Origin of the sequence: Mucilaginibacter sp. 21P, from assembly GCF_019331605.1 — a bacterium.
Taxonomy (GTDB): Bacteria; Bacteroidota; Bacteroidia; order Sphingobacteriales; family Sphingobacteriaceae; genus Mucilaginibacter; species Mucilaginibacter achroorhodeus.
Window position 1 is genome coordinate 994,364 of the sequence record NZ_CP063061.1, and the last position, 16,763, is coordinate 1,011,126.

16 protein-coding genes are annotated in these 16,763 nt (G+C 43.8%); 9 read left to right on the forward strand and 7 right to left on the reverse strand.

Features of this window, described 5'->3' with window-relative positions; translation table 11 throughout:
* Positions 1–31: 31 nt before the first annotated feature.
* The 6 genes from INP83_RS04360 (at position 32) to INP83_RS04385 (ending at position 8,317) form a co-directional block, all read left to right on the forward strand.
* A complete protein-coding gene (locus INP83_RS04360; RefSeq protein WP_219126440.1) occupies positions 32–2,014 on the forward strand; it encodes an ATP-binding protein in 1,983 nt (660 codons plus the stop codon).
* A 60-nt stretch (positions 2,015–2,074) separates the two neighbouring features.
* The gene (locus INP83_RS04365) at positions 2,075–3,097 is read left to right on the forward strand and encodes an FAD:protein FMN transferase (RefSeq protein ID WP_255563254.1); all 1,023 of its coding nucleotides are present in this window, start codon (positions 2,075–2,077) and stop codon (positions 3,095–3,097) included.
* Positions 3,097–4,302, forward strand: a complete 1,206-nt coding sequence (locus tag INP83_RS04370) for a Gfo/Idh/MocA family protein (protein ID WP_219126441.1) — start codon at positions 3,097–3,099, stop codon at positions 4,300–4,302. Before INP83_RS04365 ends, INP83_RS04370 begins: the two co-directional genes overlap by 1 nt.
* An 80-nt stretch (positions 4,303–4,382) precedes the next feature.
* Positions 4,383–5,195: a family 16 glycosylhydrolase gene (locus INP83_RS04375; RefSeq protein WP_219126442.1), complete on the forward strand. Its 813-nt coding sequence runs from the start codon at positions 4,383–4,385 to the stop codon at positions 5,193–5,195.
* 153 nt (positions 5,196–5,348) lie between these two features.
* Positions 5,349–6,908, forward strand: a complete 1,560-nt coding sequence (locus INP83_RS04380) for a TROVE domain-containing protein (RefSeq protein WP_219126443.1) — start codon at positions 5,349–5,351, stop codon at positions 6,906–6,908.
* 863 nt (positions 6,909–7,771) lie between these two features.
* Positions 7,772–8,317, forward strand: a complete 546-nt coding sequence (locus INP83_RS04385) for a hypothetical protein (RefSeq protein WP_219126444.1) — start codon at positions 7,772–7,774, stop codon at positions 8,315–8,317.
* 42 nt (positions 8,318–8,359) lie between these two features.
* On the opposite strand, the gene INP83_RS04390 is transcribed toward INP83_RS04385, so the two are convergent.
* A complete protein-coding gene (locus tag INP83_RS04390; protein ID WP_219126445.1) occupies positions 8,360–9,421 on the reverse strand; it encodes an NADH:flavin oxidoreductase in 1,062 nt (353 codons plus the stop codon).
* A 95-nt stretch (positions 9,422–9,516) separates the two neighbouring features.
* On the opposite strand from INP83_RS04390, the gene INP83_RS04395 reads away from it, so the two are divergent.
* On the forward strand, positions 9,517–9,885 hold the full coding sequence (locus INP83_RS04395; protein WP_255563255.1) for a helix-turn-helix domain-containing protein: 369 nt from the start codon (positions 9,517–9,519) through the stop codon (positions 9,883–9,885).
* A 25-nt stretch (positions 9,886–9,910) separates the two neighbouring features.
* On the opposite strand, the gene INP83_RS04400 is transcribed toward INP83_RS04395, so the two are convergent.
* The 3 genes from INP83_RS04400 to INP83_RS04410 all read right to left on the reverse strand — a co-directional run bounded on the left by INP83_RS04400 (position 9,911) and on the right by INP83_RS04410 (position 11,511).
* The gene (locus INP83_RS04400) at positions 9,911–10,366 is read right to left on the reverse strand and encodes a DMT family transporter (protein WP_146269344.1); all 456 of its coding nucleotides are present in this window, start codon (positions 10,364–10,366) and stop codon (positions 9,911–9,913) included.
* Between the two features lie 4 nt (positions 10,367–10,370).
* Complete coding sequence (locus INP83_RS04405; RefSeq protein ID WP_146269343.1) at positions 10,371–10,955, reverse strand: hypothetical protein; 585 nt, start codon at positions 10,953–10,955, stop codon at positions 10,371–10,373.
* Between the two features lie 142 nt (positions 10,956–11,097).
* Positions 11,098–11,511: a VOC family protein gene (locus INP83_RS04410; protein WP_219126446.1), complete on the reverse strand. Its 414-nt coding sequence runs from the start codon at positions 11,509–11,511 to the stop codon at positions 11,098–11,100.
* Positions 11,512–11,655: 144 nt separating this feature from the next.
* On the opposite strand from INP83_RS04410, the gene INP83_RS04415 reads away from it, so the two are divergent.
* Positions 11,656–12,528, forward strand: a complete 873-nt coding sequence (locus INP83_RS04415; RefSeq protein ID WP_255563256.1) for a glycerophosphodiester phosphodiesterase — start codon at positions 11,656–11,658, stop codon at positions 12,526–12,528.
* Positions 12,529–12,537: 9 nt separating this feature from the next.
* Here INP83_RS04415 and INP83_RS04420 read toward each other — a convergent pair whose 3' ends face one another.
* The gene (locus tag INP83_RS04420; protein ID WP_219126447.1) at positions 12,538–12,711 is read right to left on the reverse strand and encodes a hypothetical protein; all 174 of its coding nucleotides are present in this window, start codon (positions 12,709–12,711) and stop codon (positions 12,538–12,540) included.
* Positions 12,712–13,026: 315 nt separating this feature from the next.
* Here INP83_RS04420 and INP83_RS04425 point away from each other — a divergent pair, with 315 nt between their 5' ends.
* Entirely contained in the window at positions 13,027–14,280 is a 1,254-nt protein-coding gene (locus INP83_RS04425; RefSeq protein ID WP_219126448.1) for a hypothetical protein, read from the forward strand.
* 38 nt (positions 14,281–14,318) lie between these two features.
* On the opposite strand, the gene INP83_RS04430 is transcribed toward INP83_RS04425, so the two are convergent.
* Together INP83_RS04430 and INP83_RS04435 are read right to left on the reverse strand one after the other, a co-directional pair.
* A complete protein-coding gene (locus INP83_RS04430) occupies positions 14,319–15,185 on the reverse strand; it encodes a glycerophosphodiester phosphodiesterase family protein (protein WP_219126449.1) in 867 nt (288 codons plus the stop codon).
* Positions 15,186–15,227: 42 nt separating this feature from the next.
* The gene (locus tag INP83_RS04435) at positions 15,228–16,763 is read right to left on the reverse strand and encodes a RagB/SusD family nutrient uptake outer membrane protein (RefSeq protein WP_219126450.1); all 1,536 of its coding nucleotides are present in this window, start codon (positions 16,761–16,763) and stop codon (positions 15,228–15,230) included.

Sequence of the window (16,763 nt, forward strand, 5' to 3'; positions counted from 1 at the left end):
ATATATTTAGATCAACCTTTTTTGATGACCGATGCAGACTGGAGTAACCGAAACTGAAGAAGAACGCTTGTCTGCCCTGTATTCTTTCAGGATACTTGATACTGCTACAGAACAGGATTTTGATGATATAGCCGAGCTTGCCGCGGCTATATGTGATATGCCTATATCGCTGATAAGTTTTGTAGATAAAGACAGGCAGTGGTTTAAATCAGTAAAAGGTATTGGTTTAAGGGAAACAGATATTGCAAGTTCTTTTTGTAAGTACACGGTTGCCAGTAAAGAGGTTTTTGTTGTTGAGGATGCACGTAAAGACCTGCGCTTCGCAAACAACCCTTTGGTAACCAGGCAGCCTAACATCGTTTTTTACATGGGCGTGCCATTGCTTAGCGAAGAAGGGTATGCACTTGGCTCATTATGTATCATTGACCAGCAACCGCGCCAGTTAAGCGATTATCAGAAACAATCTTTAAAAACGCTTGCGCGCCAAACAATGGATAAGTTGGAGCTGCGTAAAAAGCTTTTTGAATTACAGGATGCCAAATCAGAAATAGTAAAGCTTAAGGACGAGCGGTATATTAAGGAAAACGAGGCCCGTGAGGTAATTGAACATGCCCCCATGGCCATGGCGTTACATGTTGGCCGTGATATGACCATCCGTTTTGCAAACTCGAGCATGCTACAGGCTTGGGATAAAGATGAAAAGGTGTTCGGTTTACCCTTTGCCGATGCCCTGCCCGAGCTTCGGGAACTCGACTTCCCGGCCACCATGCGCGAGGTATATGATAGCGGTATACCCTATCGTAACGAGGATGCCCGCATGAGCTACGAATACCAGGGAGAGATAAGGGAATTCTATTACACTTACGCATTTACACCCCTTAAAACACCGGAAGGCAAAGTATGGGGTTTGTTAAATACCGCGCTTGATGTTACTGAGATTGTACAAAGCCAGCTTACAGTTGAGCGTGCTGAAGAACAATTGCGCCTGGCAGTAGATTCGGCAGAGCTTGGTACCTGGCATCTCGATCTGAAAACAAACCAGCTTAGTTTATCGCCGCGTTCAATGGAAATGTTTGGTTTTGAAACGACTGAAGAAGTGTCGCTTGAAGCGGCAATCGGCAGGATAGAAGAACATTACAGGGGGCTGGTAAATTCGTCTATACAGGCCGCAATTGAAGAAAATCAGCCTTATGACGTAGAATACCCAATATTAAGCTCAGACACGAAGCGATGTTGGGTAAGGGCAACCGGTAAAGCATATATGGTTAATGAGCATGGCCCTACCATGTTCTCGGGTACATTACTCGATATAACTGAACGTAAGGAAGAAGACCGCCGCAAGAATGATTTTATTGGCATTGTTAGCCATGAACTGCGCACACCTATTACATCTATAAGCGGCTATGCGCAGGTTTTACAGCGCAAGGCACAATCACTGGCAGAGCCTGCGATGGCAGATATAGCCCGCAAAACCAAGCAGCAGGCCGATCGCATGACCAAGCTGATCAATGGCTTCCTTGATATTGCACGCATTGGAGAGGGCAAGATAAGGTTGGAGCGCAGTGCCTTTGATATGGCTGAGCTGGTGAAAGAAGCCGAAGATGAGTCACTAACTACCATTACCTCGCATGAGGTTGTATTTAAACCGGTGGAGTTTACGCCGGTTGAAGCCGACCAGGACAAGATAAGGCAGGTGCTTATCAACCTCATCAATAACGCAGTAAAATATTCACCCCCGCGCTCGCGCATACAGGTGGCCTGTGTCACCGAAGGCAACCACGCACAGGTAAGTGTAAAAGACGAAGGCATCGGCGTACCCCTGAAAGACCACGACAGGATTTTTGAGAGATTTTACCGGGTAGAGAACGAGCAGATGAAAACTGTAAAAGGCTTTGGCATAGGCTTATTCATTTGTAAAGAGATCATAGAACTCCACGGCGGCCAAATAGGGGTTGAAAGCATACCCGGCCAGGGAAGTATCTTCTGGTTCACTTTACCGGTGATCATTCAGTAATAATCATTATTAGAGTCGGGGTCAATCTCGTAGTATTGGTTAAGCTATATTTGCCTGCATATGAGGCAAACCATTTTACAATCATCATGGATAGTTGGTTTACTGCTATTATTCATAGCGAGCACCTCTATGCACCCGGGTGATCTCAAGCGATTCGAAATAAATGGCTACGCGCAGGGTACCACTTACAAAGTAACTTACTATGCAGCCGATAGCCTGGTTACCCAAAGCCAAACCGATAGCCTGCTTGCAGCAATAGATAGTTCGGTATCACTTTACCGGCCTGCTTCGCTCATCTTAAAGTTCAATCATTCCGAAAAAGGCATAAGCGTAGATCATCACTTTGCTGTGTTGGTAAAGAAGGCATTGGAGATAAACCGCGAAACCGGCGGTTTGGTGGACATCACCGTGAAACCATTGGTTGATGCCTGGGGCTTTGGTGCCAATAAGACGACCGCCTTTCCTGATTCTGCAAAGGTAAAAGCTATACTCAAGCATGTTGGCGGTAATAAGATACGATTGAAGGGCGAGTTCCTTTACAAATCAGATCCGCAGGTACAGATAGACCTCAACGGTATTGCACAGGGATATACCGCCGATCTGCTTGCCGGTCTGTTAGACAAAAACGGCATTCATAATTACGTTGCTGAGATAGGCGGCGAACTTCGTATCAAAGGCCGTAAGCCCGATGGTGAACCTTTCAGGATAGGTATAGAAGCTATTGATGATAACGATATCCATCCCTCGCCTTTACAAATGGTCATAGCGCCAGGTAATGCAGCAGTTACAACATCAGGCAACTACCGCAAACACCTGCAGGCAAACGGCCGACAAATATCGCATATCATCGATCCTAAAACCGGCTACCCTTCCCAAACAGATATTATTAGTGTAACCGTTGTTGCAAAAGACGGTATAACGGCCGATGGTTTAGATAACGGATTTGTTACTATGGGTATGCGGCAAGCGCTTGATTTTATTGCTAAAAGAGGTAATTTGGCAGCTTACATCATCTATAAAAAACCAAACGGCAGCATTGCCGATACAGCAACGAGCAACTTTAAAGCAATTGAAGTTAAGTAATGGAAAGAAGAACGTTTGTTAAAAGCGCGGGCTTACTTGCCGGCGCATCTGTTTTAAGCCCCACAAGTATTTTTGCCAAAGCTGAATCCGCAGGTATTATCAGGATAGGCGTTATTGGATGTGGTGACCGTGGTAAAGGCATCATACAGGTGCTTAATCAACTGCCCGATAAATTTAAGGTAGTGGCCATATGCGATGTGCTTTATTTCAGGATAACCGAGACCCGGCAGCAAAATAAAGATGCCAATTTTGCCGTATACGCAAATCACCGTGGTCTGCTGGATAACAAGGATGTGGACGCAGTTGTAGTTTCTGTACCGCTGAATATGCATTACGCCATTGCGGTAGATGTGCTTAATGCAGGCAAGCATCTATACCTGGAAAAAACCATGACTTACAACATCCCGCAAGCACTGCAACTGGTTAAACTGGTAAAAAGCAAGCCAAAACAAGTGGTGCAGGTGGGGCACCAGTACCGTTATTCGCCGCTATATTACCGCGTAAGGGAGATGATAAATAAAGGTTATCTCGGCGATATCACCCAAATAGATTGCCGGTGGGACCGCAACGGCAACTGGCGCAGGCCCGTGCCATCGCCAGAGTTGGAAAGGCAGATCAACTGGCGCATGTATAAGCAATATTCGGGCGGGTTGATGGCAGAGCTACTTTCGCACCAGGTAGATTTTATCAATTGGGCATTCGAAACCCATCCGCAGCAAATGTTTGCTACCGGCGGAATAGACACTTACAAGGATGGACGCGAAACCTACGATAATGTGCAGGTAATGTTCAGGTACGAAGGGCAGCACAGCATGGTAGGCAATTTTGGTGCTACGTGTGGCAATGCGCATGATGGATACTTATTTAAAATAAAGGGCACGCTTGGTACTATATCCTTATTGACCGATGAAGGTAAATTTTATCCCGAAAAAAGATTATTGGCTGATAAAGGATTAGTTGATGGTGTTACCGGCGCCACCCGCATTGTTTGGAACAAAGAGGGCGGTAGCCCAATCCTTCCCGAAAAAACTAAAGATGGTACATGGTATGCATTTAATGAGTTTTATAAAAGCGTTGTAAATGGTACCCTGCCCGATAGTAATGTGTTTACCGGTGCCCGCACAGCAATTTGTGTTCACTCGGCCAATGCAGCCTTGTATGGTAAAATGCCGATGGTATGGAAACCGGAATATAATGTTGTTTAGATAGTTACAACCCGTACCGAAAGCTTGATAAGTTTTGCTACTTTGTATCCAATTAAGTAAACCTCTTTAAGCTACAATTCATGAGAAGATCAATTGCCATCGCGGGCATTGCTGTTGTTGCATTGCTTGCAAGTTGCAGTAAATCAAATTACAGCAGCAGATCAGATGTGTCAAAAAACGCAAATGATAGCGTTGCGAGTAAACAAACGCTTGTATGGGCAGATGAATTTGACAAACCCGGTGCGCCCGATCCTACCAAATGGGGACACGATATAGGTAACAGTGATGGATGGGGCAACAACGAACTGGAGTACTATACCAATCGACCCGAAAATGTTAGTGTTGCGGATGGCAAGCTGAAAATAATGCTGAAGAAAGAAGCCTATAAAGGTTTTAATTATACATCGGCAAGGTTGCTCACTAAAGGGAAGTTCGATTTTACATACGGCCGTCTTGAGTTCAGGGCCAAGCTGCCTTCAGGTCGTGGTACATGGCCTGCGCTTTGGGCGTTGGGTAGTAATATAGATATTAAACAATGGCCTGCATGTGGCGAGATAGACGTGATGGAACACGTAGGCAACCAGCAGAACAAGATATTTGCTACCCTGCATTACCCGGGCCACTCTGGTGCTAACGGCGTTGGTAAAACTACCATGGAGCCAACCGCTTCAACCGATTTTCACGTTTACAGCCTGGATTGGAATAAAAACGAACTAAAATTTGCTGTTGATGGAAAGGTTTATCACACTTTCGCCAACGATCCTTCCTTACCATTTAACGATAAGTTTTTCCTGATCATGAATGTAGCCATGGGCGGTAACTTCGGTGGCGAGGTTGATCCTGCCATTACCGAAGGTACTATGGAAGTGGATTATGTGAGGGTGTATCAATAGCATATATGCTTTAACTTTTTTGTTATTGACATTTCAACGTTAAAGCAAGCAGTAGATTTTTTTTTTAAAAAGTAAAAAAAAGTTTTACTGCGCAAAAAGGCTGCGCAGTGACCTCTAATCTTTGTATCAACAAACAAGAAAAGGAGGTTACAAATGAAATTCAACCTGTTAAGCAAACTTAAAGTAGCAGTAACAAACCATGCAGGGGCAGAAGCATACAAGCTATCGCCTGAGATGGAACTCTATACTGCGGTGGTTACCTGGAGCCTTAACGATTCCTTTTACGAGAAAGACGAAAAGCGTATGGAGCGGCTGCGTAAGCTGATTGCGCAATGCAATCCTGTATTTGTGGGCAGGCTCGCCGTTTATGCCCGTACCAAAATGTATATGCGTTCGGTACCATTGGTTTTGGTTACCGAACTGGCTAAGCTGCACTCGGGCGACGATCTGGTTGCCCGGGTTACAGATGGGGTGGTTAACCGTGCCGATGAAATAACTGAATTACTGGCCTGTTATGGAATCCTAAATAATCGCAAAGGGACTAAAAAGCTTAATCGCCTTAGTAAACAATTACAAAAAGGTTTGTCAACGGCGTTTAACAGGTTTGATGAGTACCAGTTTGCTAAATACAACCGTGAAGGGGCCATAAAATTGCGAGATGCATTATTTTTGGTGCACCCAAAAGCAAAAGATGAGCTGCAGCAGTTGTTGTTCAATAAGATAGCAAATAATAACCTGCAAACTCCTTACACGTGGGAAACAGAGTTATCTGCATTAGGGCAGATAGGGTTTGACAGTATTGAGGCAAGGGAGCTTGCATTTAAGATAAAATGGGAAGAGCTAATAGATAGCGGTAAGCTTGGGTATATGGCTTTGCTGCGTAACTTACGTAACCTGTTAGATGCAGGTATAAGCTACACCCATTTTGAAAAAGTGTGCTTGCGCATAGCTAATGCCGAAGAAGTTGCCAAAGCAAAGCAGTTCCCTTTTCGTTACCTGTCGGCATGGCGCGAGTTAATGGCATATAGCACCGGCGTCGGTAAGAAAATCTCAAAGCAAAACAACATTGCTGGGCTAACCGGGTTGTTGTTTGATGCTTTGGAGCAGGCTGTAGAAGCAAGTGCGGTAAATATAAAAGGGTTCGGCTACCAGACGCGGGTTTTAATGGCCTGTGACGTTTCCGGATCAATGCAAACGCCTGTATCAGCAAAAAGCAAAATACTGTTGTATGATGTGGGCTTAATGCTGGCTATGTTACTGCAATCGCGTTGTAAGAACGTTGAGGTTGGTATGTTTGGAGATAGCTGGAAAACCATTGCTGTACCACGTAAAAATATATTGGGTAACGTGCAGGAGTTTTATCGCCGCGAGGGCGAAGTAGGTTATGCTACAAATGGCTACCTGGCTATCCACGATATATTAAACCGACGTGTGCAGATGGATAAGGTGATGCTGTTCACAGATTGCCAATTGTGGAACTCGAATGCATCGGCTGATAGTATACAAAAATTGTGGATAAAGTATCGTGCTGAGATATCGCCAAACGCTAAGCTGTACCTGTTTGACCTTAAAGGATATGGAAGCACGCCATTGCAAGTATTGCAAAACGGCGTACATCTGGTAGCGGGCTGGAGCGATAAAGTTTTTGAGGTTTTAGCGTCCCTTGAGAACGGAGGTTCGGCATTAGATTCCATCAACCAGATAGAATTATAAAAAAGTATGGGATAGCTGCTATCCCGTACTTTAGAAAATGAAAGATAAAGAAGGTGCCGTAAACAAGTGTTACTTCGTCACCCTTTGAAACGCCGGTTCAATTCCGGCTCACACTGCAACAGTGTGGTAGTTCAGGATGGCAGAACGCAAGGCATAAGTCACTGTTGCTTTTTGCCCTTCTAAAAAAAATTAAAGATGCCGTAGAAACGGGTTACTTCGCACAATTAAGGGGTGGTCAGTAGGATGAAAATCAAACTGTGGGTTCGAGTCCCAATGCGATGCCCCGGCCCGCGTTCGATAATTGCTCTTTATAAAAATAAAAAAAGGTGTCGTAGATAACCGTTACTTCGTTTAGGGACGGTGGGGACGCCGGTTCGAGCCCGGCCAACGGTTTTGCCGTTGTAGCTCAGTTGGTAGAGCACATTAAAAGCCGCTTATCGTCTTTAACCCTTTTTAACAGATGCCGTAGATAAATGTTACTTCGAACTGTCACTTCGCTTAAAAAAGCATTTGTCGCTTTTGCTCTGTTTTAAACCTTTACCTAAACCTTAAAACGTGCCGTAAACAGGTTATACTTCGGTTAGAACATCCGCCGCGGGCGGAAGGGCGTCGGTTCGATTCCGGCCTGTGATCCGTCACATGTAGTTTAGTTAAAAAAAACGGTTGCTATTTGCCCTTTGTTAAAAGATGCCGTAAGTGTGTGATACTTCGCTGGTGAAACCGCGAAAGCGGGCAGGTTCGAATCCTGAAAGACACACACTGCTTTTTGCTCTTTTAATTCAATTATGAAGAATTAATTTCATCAGGTTTAAACCGAAAACGGAAAAGCCGGTCAAACCCGTATCACCTAAAATCTGAACATCATGAAATTACCTTACCTCATCTTTTTACTTATCATTTTTGCCGGTTCGGCATCAGCGCAATCCTACTCTATCGAACGCAGTGTAAATATATTTGGCGATACTGTGGAAACTGTTCGTGGTCCGGCTTTAAGGGTTATCCAGGAAACCACTATCCATCGCGATATTTTTGGTAACCGGGTTAGAACCACAAAAGACGACATGTACCGCACCGTTCAGGAAATTACTGAAAGCAAAGATATCTTCGGCGACAAGCAATTAAAAGTAACCAATGGATACGGGCGAACTTTGTATAGCATCGAAAACTCTACCGATATTTTCGGTGATGTAACCAGCAAAATTACTGATGGTGGAAATGTTGTTGCAACCATCAAGAGGTCTACCGATATCTTTGGCAATAAATCGGTAACCATTAATGATGGCAGCGGCCGAATTTTGTCAAAAGCAGAATCATCAACAGATATATTCGGGAATAAGAAAGTAACCGTTACAGGCGATGGTGCCCCGGAGATCATGAACTCGCCGTTGGTGTATGAATTTTTAAAATAACCATAAAATTAAAGCCTGCACAATTTGTGCAGGCTTTAATTTTTAGTAATAGGTTCCGGCACTTTCCGGTTTAAAGGCACTGATCTCATCTAACCGGCCTTCTTTTAGTTTTTTCACCCATTCCGGGTCTTGTAGCAATTGGCGGCCAACGGCTATCAGGTCAAAATCACCACGCTCAAACCTGCGAAGCAATTCTTCAAAACCAGCGCTCTCTGCTCCGGCACCTCCGGCAAAAAAGCTCGTAACATCTGCATTTAAACCAACAGAACCTACCGTTATAGTTGGTGCACCGGTAAGTTTTTTGATCCAACCGGCAAAGTTAAGGTCAGATCCTTCAAACTCAGGTTCCCAATAACGTCGTTGTGATGCATGGAAAATGTCAACACCTGCATCCGCAAGCGGCTGTACCCAACTTTCCAATTCTGCCGGGTTATGAGCCATTTTTGCATTAAAGTCGATGCCTTTCCATTGCGATAATCTTAGTATTATAGCCATATCTTCGCCAACGGCAGCACGGATAGCTTTTACAACCTCAACCCCAAAGCGGGTACGCTCTTTAAGGGTTTTGCCGCCGTATTCATCAGTACGGTTGTTGGTTTTATCCCAAAAGAACTGGTCTATTAAATAGCCATGTGCACCATGTATCTCAATAGCGTCAAAGCCTATTTCTTTTGCCGACCTTGCAGCCTTGCCGAATGCCTCAATAGTATTCCGGATATCATTTAACGACATGGTTTCCGGGCCTTCAAACGGTGCCGGCGGCTGCCATCCGTAAGGTGTATTGCCAACGTGCCATATCTGTGGCGCTATAGCACCGCCGTTTGCATGAACAGTATCTGCAATGTTCTTCCAGTTCTGTAGCGCTGCATTACCATGGAAATCGGGAATGTCCTTTTGATTCTTCGATGACGGACGATCAATGGTTGTTCCCTCAGTAACGATAAGCCCAACATCAGCACCGGCACGGCGGCCATAGTATTCCGCAACTTGCTCTGTGGGAACGCCATCCGGCGATTGTACACGTGTCATAGGTGCCATCACAAAACGGTTTCGTAAGTGGAGGCTTTTATAATTAAATGGCGAAAAAAATGCTTCGTAATTCATATTTAAAAATTTGATGATGCAAAGTAAATTACTTTGGTTTATATTTGTAACTAATATTGGTTATTAGTAGTAACCAATAGGTAACTAACGTAATTATGCAAGCTCAGAATCTGAAATACAGCAATTGCAACATGCAGCGGTCAATGGCTATTTTGGGAACAAAGTGGAAACCGATAGTGATCTGGGTATTACGAGAGCGTAAGGCGCGTTTTGGGCAGATAGCCGCCAGCATACACATCATATCACGCAAGGTGCTTACCACCACACTGCAGGAATTAGAGGCGGATGGCATAATTACCCGGGAGGAATATAAAGAACTTCCTCCGCGGGTAGAGTATGGGCTAACTGAGCGCGGCCAGGCTTTATTGCCTATCCTAAGGCAAATAGCGCAATGGAACGCCAGGTATTTTGGCGAGGAACTACCTCATCCGGAGCATGATGAAGACGTACTCTTAAACTGTTAAGAATCCCAGCCATCAAACAAGGCTTTTAAAATTTAGATATTAAATATATCCCGGCTACCATAAGCGCCCCTCCGGCCATCCTGCCTAAACTTAGCGGATGTTGCTGAATGCCAAACATGCCGTATTTATCTATAAAGAGCGACATGATGATGTTGGCTGTTATAGTAAGCCCTGCCAAGGTGCCTGCGCCAACTTTTTGCACAAACATTAACCCCACTATAACTGCAACAGAGCCTATTAATCCGCCCAGCGGTGCCCACCATGGCATGGTCATCACGCCTTCGCCGGATGGCAGTGGCCTTGGCAAACAAAGAAATACGCAGGTTAGTAGCGCCAACACCGGCAAAAATGAAACAACACTTGCCAGCCAGGGGTTACTTAACGATTTCTGCAGCGCCCCGTTCATAGGCGGCCCCCAGGCTTGCAAGGCGCCTGCAACTATGATTAAGGGATAAAGCCATATTTGATTGTTATTCTCCATTGGGCTACTTTTTGGATTTATATTCTAAGCCGTTTGTGCTAAGTTTTTTAATGTGAAAAACTTCGTCGTTATGCTCATTTACAAAACCATCATCCATTCTTTTCACGGCGGTGATTTCCAATTCCGCTCCAGGTTTTATTATATCGCTTAATTCCTGGTCTTCTTTATGTACATGGAAGAGCTTATTGCCGTGTTTGATGCCTGTCAGTTCACCCTTTTTACCTTTAAGCAGCTCATATTCTGTTAAAGTAAGTGTTTCGGTCACTGGCTCGTCTGCAGATTTCTGAGGTTTAAGATCCTTTATAACCAGTTCACCGGTGGGTATGCCGCTTATGGATACCAGTTTAAGTTTGGCTTTTTTGTCACCCGCGGGTTCATCTTTTTTTGTTTCAGATTGATAAACAACGGTGGCAAACGTACCTTCCACCGCATTGGTTTTAATGGTTTTAGCCGTATGCGGAGGGAAATTTATTTTAATGGCCTTTTCGTCTGTTTGTATTTCGAAGGCATCAACGTCTCCGTGTTTATTTGACAGATATTTTTTTACAACTCCGCTAACTTCTGTTTCTTGTTTTTCTAATAGTTCCATAATTAAATGCTTTTTAAACACTTAACTCCATACGGCTGATTTTAGTTGTAGCGCTTAGCTTAAATGAAGAAAAATTAATATCCATTGAACAGTACCAGATAACCTGATCGAAAGCTAAATACTTCGGAAAAAAAAGTAGCCGCTAAACTGCCGATAAGCCGAATTTTTGCCTTGCTTGCGGCGTTATTGGCGTAAACAGATTTACAAGGTTGCCATCCGGGTCGCGAAACAAAAGGGAGCGGTTACCCCATGGCATGGTGGTGGGCGCCTGTACCAGCGTGTTGTTGATGACAGCTGAGATCTCCTCATATCGCTTGTCCACATCCTCAACAAGAAATTCGATGATCACAGAACGGTTGCTGGCTGGTTCCGCTATATGCTGGCCTCCAAATAGCGCTAACGTGTTAATGCTGCCAATGGCTAAGGTACCTGAAGATGTTTGCAGTTCCGCGAAATCGGGTGTGTACATAATTACCGTGCAGCCGGTTATGTCTTCATAAAATTTAACCAAGGGCTCAATATCCCCGGTAATAATTCTTACTGATGCAAAATTCATGGTTGTTGTTGTTTGTTAGCCCAAAATTCACACCTGGTGATGACAACCCTATGTCAGCAGTAAAGACTATGGTTAACAAAAAGGCAAACTAAATTGAACATGCTATTTGCAGACATGCGCTATATTTGGAGATTTATAACAGATATGAAGTTATCAAGGGTATTTTCGATGTTAGGGGTAGCAGTAACTACTTTTTTTGTAGTATATGGGCAAACCTCTTTTGACAAAGAAGGACATCGTGGCGGCAGAGGATTAATGCCTGAAAACACCATATCGTCCATGAAAAATGCTGTTGATCTGGGCGTTACGCTTGAGATGGATATATCTTTCAGCAAGGAAAAGCTGCCCATCGTATCGCACGACCAGTTTATCAACCCACGCTTTAGCCTTAAACCTAATGGCGATACCATCACTAACCAGGAAGCAAGATCATACAGGCTTTACGGAATGCCTTACGCTGAGATCAGAAAAATTGATGTGGGCAGCAAGTTTTACCCACTTTTTCCGCAGCAAAAAAAGATAAAGGAACACATCCCGGTATTGGCCGATCTGATAGACAGCGTTGAGGCCTATGCAAAACAAAAAGGAGCCAAGCCACCGCATTATAATATCGAAACCAAAACATCGCCTAAAGGCGACAACGTTGAACACCCGGCTCCTCAGGAGTTTGTAGACCTGTTGATGGCCGTTATTATTAAGAAAGGTATATTGGATAGAGTAATTATCCAATCGTTTGATCCGCGCACGCTGGAAATAGTACACAAACAATATCCTAAAGTGCCAACCGCCTGGCTGGTGTCAAACAAAAAAAGCCTGAAAGAAAATCTTTCAAGCTTAAGTTTTAAACCAACCATCTATAGCCCCGATTTTAAAATGCTGGACAAGCAGATGGTTGATGAATGCCACACATCAGGCATTAAGGTTTTACCTTGGACGGTTAACAACGCCGATGACATTACCCGCATAAAAGCCCTGGGCGTTGACGGCATTATTACCGACTATCCCGACAGGCTGTAAAAAACAACATTACACAAGCGGCGCTTTTATGGTTTTAACCGGGTTGCCGCGTTCCAGCAAATTATGCTGCATCCATTGGCTTTGTTGCGCTGCCATTAGCTTTTCCGTTTGGGAAACCATTAGCTTTTGCTCCAAGCGCAGCAGGCATAGTTTTTTATTCTCCAATTGAGAGCGGCTGTCCATTGCCAACACCAAATGTTGTACTTTAGAGTAACGGTCATGGCTTTACTTTCTGGTAAACTATGAAACAATTGTAAGCGTATTAAATGCAGACATGTCTTAAATTAATTTTCGTTATATTAAAATATTAATTATTTGTTTTATTTTACGTGAAAAATCTTATTCACGTGAAAAAATACTTGTCAATTTTAACTGTGATAACAATTAGTTACCTCAGTTGGGTGTAGTAAAGTCTCTAACCCACACCCCTACGTAATCAGCTCTAACATTGCAAATTCTACAGCTGACATTTCAACTTTAAAAAGCTATTTAGCTTCGATGTTTTTGTTAGACGAAAGCAAGGTGAGCTATAACAGCTCAACCAAAAAATTCATTGTGTTTGGTAAAGAGCAGATAAGCTCAGAGGAACTATTAGGCATGTATAACGGAAGGGCTGCGTTACAAATAACCGCTCAAATAAAGCCATTAAAGGTAAATTTAGTACCACTTCCGCCTGAGGATGGCGGTAGCAGCGGCGGCGGCGGTGGTGGCGGTGGTGGCGGCGGTGTAACGCCACCTGTGGATGTTGATCAGGAAATATTAGGAAATGGGAAGATACCCAATTATTACTATGAGCGTGTTGCTGTTAGCCAAACCGATATAAATGCCGGTAGGGTAGTCAGTTATTCGATTACAAATGCAACAAACAACAAAGTAACTTTGCAATATGGAAATCCAAATAATCAATTGCAAGTCACGGTGAAAGTAGCTGCTCCTGTTGACGGGTCAACAGGGAAGGTAAAACAGTTTAAGGTTGAAGCAGCTTTGGGTATATTTAATGGTGGGTCGCCGGCCACGTTATTAAACCCAAAAGTCGAATTTACCCAAGCGGACTACCCGAATGGCCTTCTATTTAAGGATAAAACTTTTACGACAACATTGTACGGATACGCAGATTATAACAACAGGATAGTAGGCCTTCTTTGGGGCAACGCTTCAAGTTCCGATCTTAATTATTATGATCCTGCATATCCAATTACCGTAACTGGTATACCACCAACTTCAGGTGGCACAAATTCCTCTATCCCGGCAGAACAAGCTGGGCCAGTAATTGATATTTACAGAATGTATTACTCAGATGGACGCCATTTTTACACTTCATCAGCTGTAGAAAAATATCATTTAATTAAATCTAACGAATCTAAGCAATTCCCATCATCAAGTTTCTGGGCAAGTCTGTGGCCTTTTGGGAGCACAGATAGATTTTGGTATGAAGAAGGCGTTTTGGGCAAAGCTTACAAGAGCAATAACGTATCAGGAACTGTTCCGCTTTATCGTTATTTCAATAAAAACTCAGGAGACCACATGTACACAAGAGATGTTAATGAAGCAAACACTTTACCAGGAATAGGGTTTGTGTCCGAAGGTATTGTTGGATATATTCCTAGTACGCAGACCACAAACACAAAGCCAGTATATCGATATCTATCTAATAACTCACACGGTCATTTTTTTACCTATGATTACTCGGAATTAGGCAGCGGAAATAGTGGTTACAGGTATGAGGGGATAGCTTTTTTTGTACTTAAATAATAAAAGGCCCCGGTTAAAACGGGGCTCTTTTATGGATTTTATGGTTTCTTATGCAGATGAAATTGATAAAGGTGCTGCATCAGCTCTTTTGGCCGGTCTGTTTGCAGCACGGTTGCGCCATGTGCCAATAACCAGTCCCAGCTGTCTTTGGTATTGCCTTCTTCAACGGCAAGGTCATCATCGTGCCCTGCGTTAAGTGACGCCCAAAGCGAGTTTAGCCAAACCTTTGCGCCGGTCTGCGTGATAAATTTATTATCCTTTAAGATTGAAGAAGTATCGCTTTTAAAGTTCATTTCAAAAGCCCAGGGTTTCATGTTCTTCAGGTATTCGTTGATCACCATGCGGGCATCCGGTCTATCTAAGTTTACAACCGGCATATAAACTATACTATCTATCAGAGTTCCGTAGCGTGCTTTAAGTATAGGATAGGCTACCTCGGCCTTAAAGATAGCCTGGTTAAGTGTACCTGTTTCTTTAAGCACAGCGTAAGCTTCACGGTAATAGGCATAACTTTTATCAAGATTAACCTTCACAGGCTTACCTTTTAAGGCCAGCATTACTTCCTTAAAAGTAGGAATGGTGTTTCGTGTAACGCGGCCGAGACCGTTCTTAAGTCCGAATTTTTTGATCTCCTCCAAAGTATAGTCAGATGGTTTGCCTTTGCCGTTGGTGGTACGGTCAATAGTTTGATCGTGCATAATTACCAGTACGCCGTCTTTGGTAAGGTTAAGATCCAGTTCTACAATATCAACCCCCATTGCTGCGGCAGATACAAAACCGCGTAAAGAGTTTTCAGGGTTATTGCGCCAATCGCCCCGGTGGGCAGTTACTAATACTTTGTTTTGTGCAAATGTTTGGACTGACGCGAGGCATAAAGTTAGAAGGGCCAGTTTAAATTTCATCATTTGTAAAATTAAAAAGGGGGACTTGTAATCCCCCTGAATATATTATTTATAACCCGGGTTTTGGTACATTTTATCCGGGTTTAACTTGTACTCGTCAAACGGAATTGGGAAATATCTGTCTTTGGTACTAAAGTTAGCCAGCTTGGCTATGCCAAAATTAGCCTGACTTTTTGATTTAAAGAAGGCAACCAATTCATCAGTACTAAACGTGCGCAAAAGATCAAACCAGCGGTGATGCTCAAAAGCAAGCTCAACACGGCGTTCGTGCAGGATAGCCAAACGCAGGGTAGGATACTTTGAAGCATACATAGCGTTGTTTAGCGATGTTGCGTAATCCGGCATGCCTGCACGAGCGCGTACCATGTTCAGGTAGCTGATAGCACCTCCGGTATCACCCAGGTAATTGCTTACTTCGGCAAGCATCAGTATCACATCGGCATAGCGTATCAATATCCAGTCGTTACCGCCATAGCCAAGGTTTGAAGCGCCTGCACTTGCATCTCTGAATTTGGTGATAAAGTAATCCTTAACAATAGGGTCATTTGCAAACTTTACAGAGAATGCCATACGTGGGTCGTTAACTTCGTAATCTTTGATCAGATCCGGCGTTACGTTACCGCCTACACCCGATGATGTTACCAACGAGTTGATGTTTTCTCCCTTAGCCTGGTTGTTAGCTGCAATTGAAGAGCTATAAGTAGGGTCTCCCTGTTTATTAACTATTTGCCAGATGATCTCCTGGTTAGTAGCCTTTTTAGTAACATCAAAAACGTCTGCATAAGGGATGGTAATAAGCGCGCCAAACTTGCGCACGTTATAGGCTGCAAGCAGATAGTTTTTTGCGTTATTAAGATTTGTGGCACGATTTGCCTGGTCTTGGGTGGTTGCCATGGTAAGGTACACTTGTCCCAATGTTGTATTGATGGCTGCTTTAGAAGCGCGGCCCAGGCCGGTCCCTGATTGCAGGTCCGGCAGGTTGCTGTTTAAGGCATCCTTAAGATCGGCAACTATCTGGTCATAAACCTTGGCTTCTTTCTCGCGGAAAGTATTTGCCGGAACGTCTGCATAACTCAGTTGTTTGGTAACCAACGGAACATCGCCCCACATGCGTACCAGGTGGAAATACATTACGGCTCTTAAAAACTTCGCTTCGGCAATGTACTGTTGCTTTTGGGCCGGATCGCTAAAAGTTACCTGGTCAATATTGCTTAGTACAACGTTGGCACGAGAGATAGTGCCGTAAAGTGATACCCAGTGGCTTTTAAGGTAAGTATTACTTGGCAGGATAGAGAAATCGCCAAACTGGAAAGGCTCGCCAGCGTTAGACTGGTTGTCATTCCGGCCGGTGTCATCAGAACGCTCGTCTGTCCACAGGCCGCTGTTCTCTCCAATATTGTTACTGCTGCGCAGTGATTGATAAATACCGTTCACTGCTGAAAGCACATCAGAAGGCGAACGGAAACTCTCGTCAAGTTCTATAGCGTTTGGATTTTTTTGATCCAGGAAATCTTTTTTACATGAGGGCATATACAGGGCCAATAGGGCTGCGCTCATGGATATGATAATATTCTTTTTCAT

Coding starts and splice junctions, on each gene's coding strand:
- INP83_RS04360 (WP_219126440.1), top strand. CDS start 32: ATGCAGACTGGAGTAACCGAAACTGAAGAAGAACGCTTGTCTGCCCTG.
- INP83_RS04365 (WP_255563254.1), top strand. CDS start 2,075: ATGAGGCAAACCATTTTACAATCATCATGGATAGTTGGTTTACTGCTA.
- INP83_RS04370 (WP_219126441.1), top strand. CDS start 3,097: ATGGAAAGAAGAACGTTTGTTAAAAGCGCGGGCTTACTTGCCGGCGCA.
- INP83_RS04375 (WP_219126442.1), top strand. CDS start 4,383: ATGAGAAGATCAATTGCCATCGCGGGCATTGCTGTTGTTGCATTGCTT.
- INP83_RS04380 (WP_219126443.1), top strand. CDS start 5,349: ATGAAATTCAACCTGTTAAGCAAACTTAAAGTAGCAGTAACAAACCAT.
- INP83_RS04385 (WP_219126444.1), top strand. CDS start 7,772: ATGAAATTACCTTACCTCATCTTTTTACTTATCATTTTTGCCGGTTCG.
- INP83_RS04390 (WP_219126445.1), bottom strand. CDS start 9,421: ATGAATTACGAAGCATTTTTTTCGCCATTTAATTATAAAAGCCTCCAC.
- INP83_RS04395 (WP_255563255.1), top strand. CDS start 9,517: ATGCAAGCTCAGAATCTGAAATACAGCAATTGCAACATGCAGCGGTCA.
- INP83_RS04400 (WP_146269344.1), bottom strand. CDS start 10,366: ATGGAGAATAACAATCAAATATGGCTTTATCCCTTAATCATAGTTGCA.
- INP83_RS04405 (WP_146269343.1), bottom strand. CDS start 10,955: ATGGAACTATTAGAAAAACAAGAAACAGAAGTTAGCGGAGTTGTAAAA.
- INP83_RS04410 (WP_219126446.1), bottom strand. CDS start 11,511: ATGAATTTTGCATCAGTAAGAATTATTACCGGGGATATTGAGCCCTTG.
- INP83_RS04415 (WP_255563256.1), top strand. CDS start 11,656: ATGAAGTTATCAAGGGTATTTTCGATGTTAGGGGTAGCAGTAACTACT.
- INP83_RS04420 (WP_219126447.1), bottom strand. CDS start 12,711: ATGGACAGCCGCTCTCAATTGGAGAATAAAAAACTATGCCTGCTGCGC.
- INP83_RS04425 (WP_219126448.1), top strand. CDS start 13,027: ATGTTTTTGTTAGACGAAAGCAAGGTGAGCTATAACAGCTCAACCAAA.
- INP83_RS04430 (WP_219126449.1), bottom strand. CDS start 15,185: ATGATGAAATTTAAACTGGCCCTTCTAACTTTATGCCTCGCGTCAGTC.
- INP83_RS04435 (WP_219126450.1), bottom strand. CDS start 16,763: ATGAAAAAGAATATTATCATATCCATGAGCGCAGCCCTATTGGCCCTG.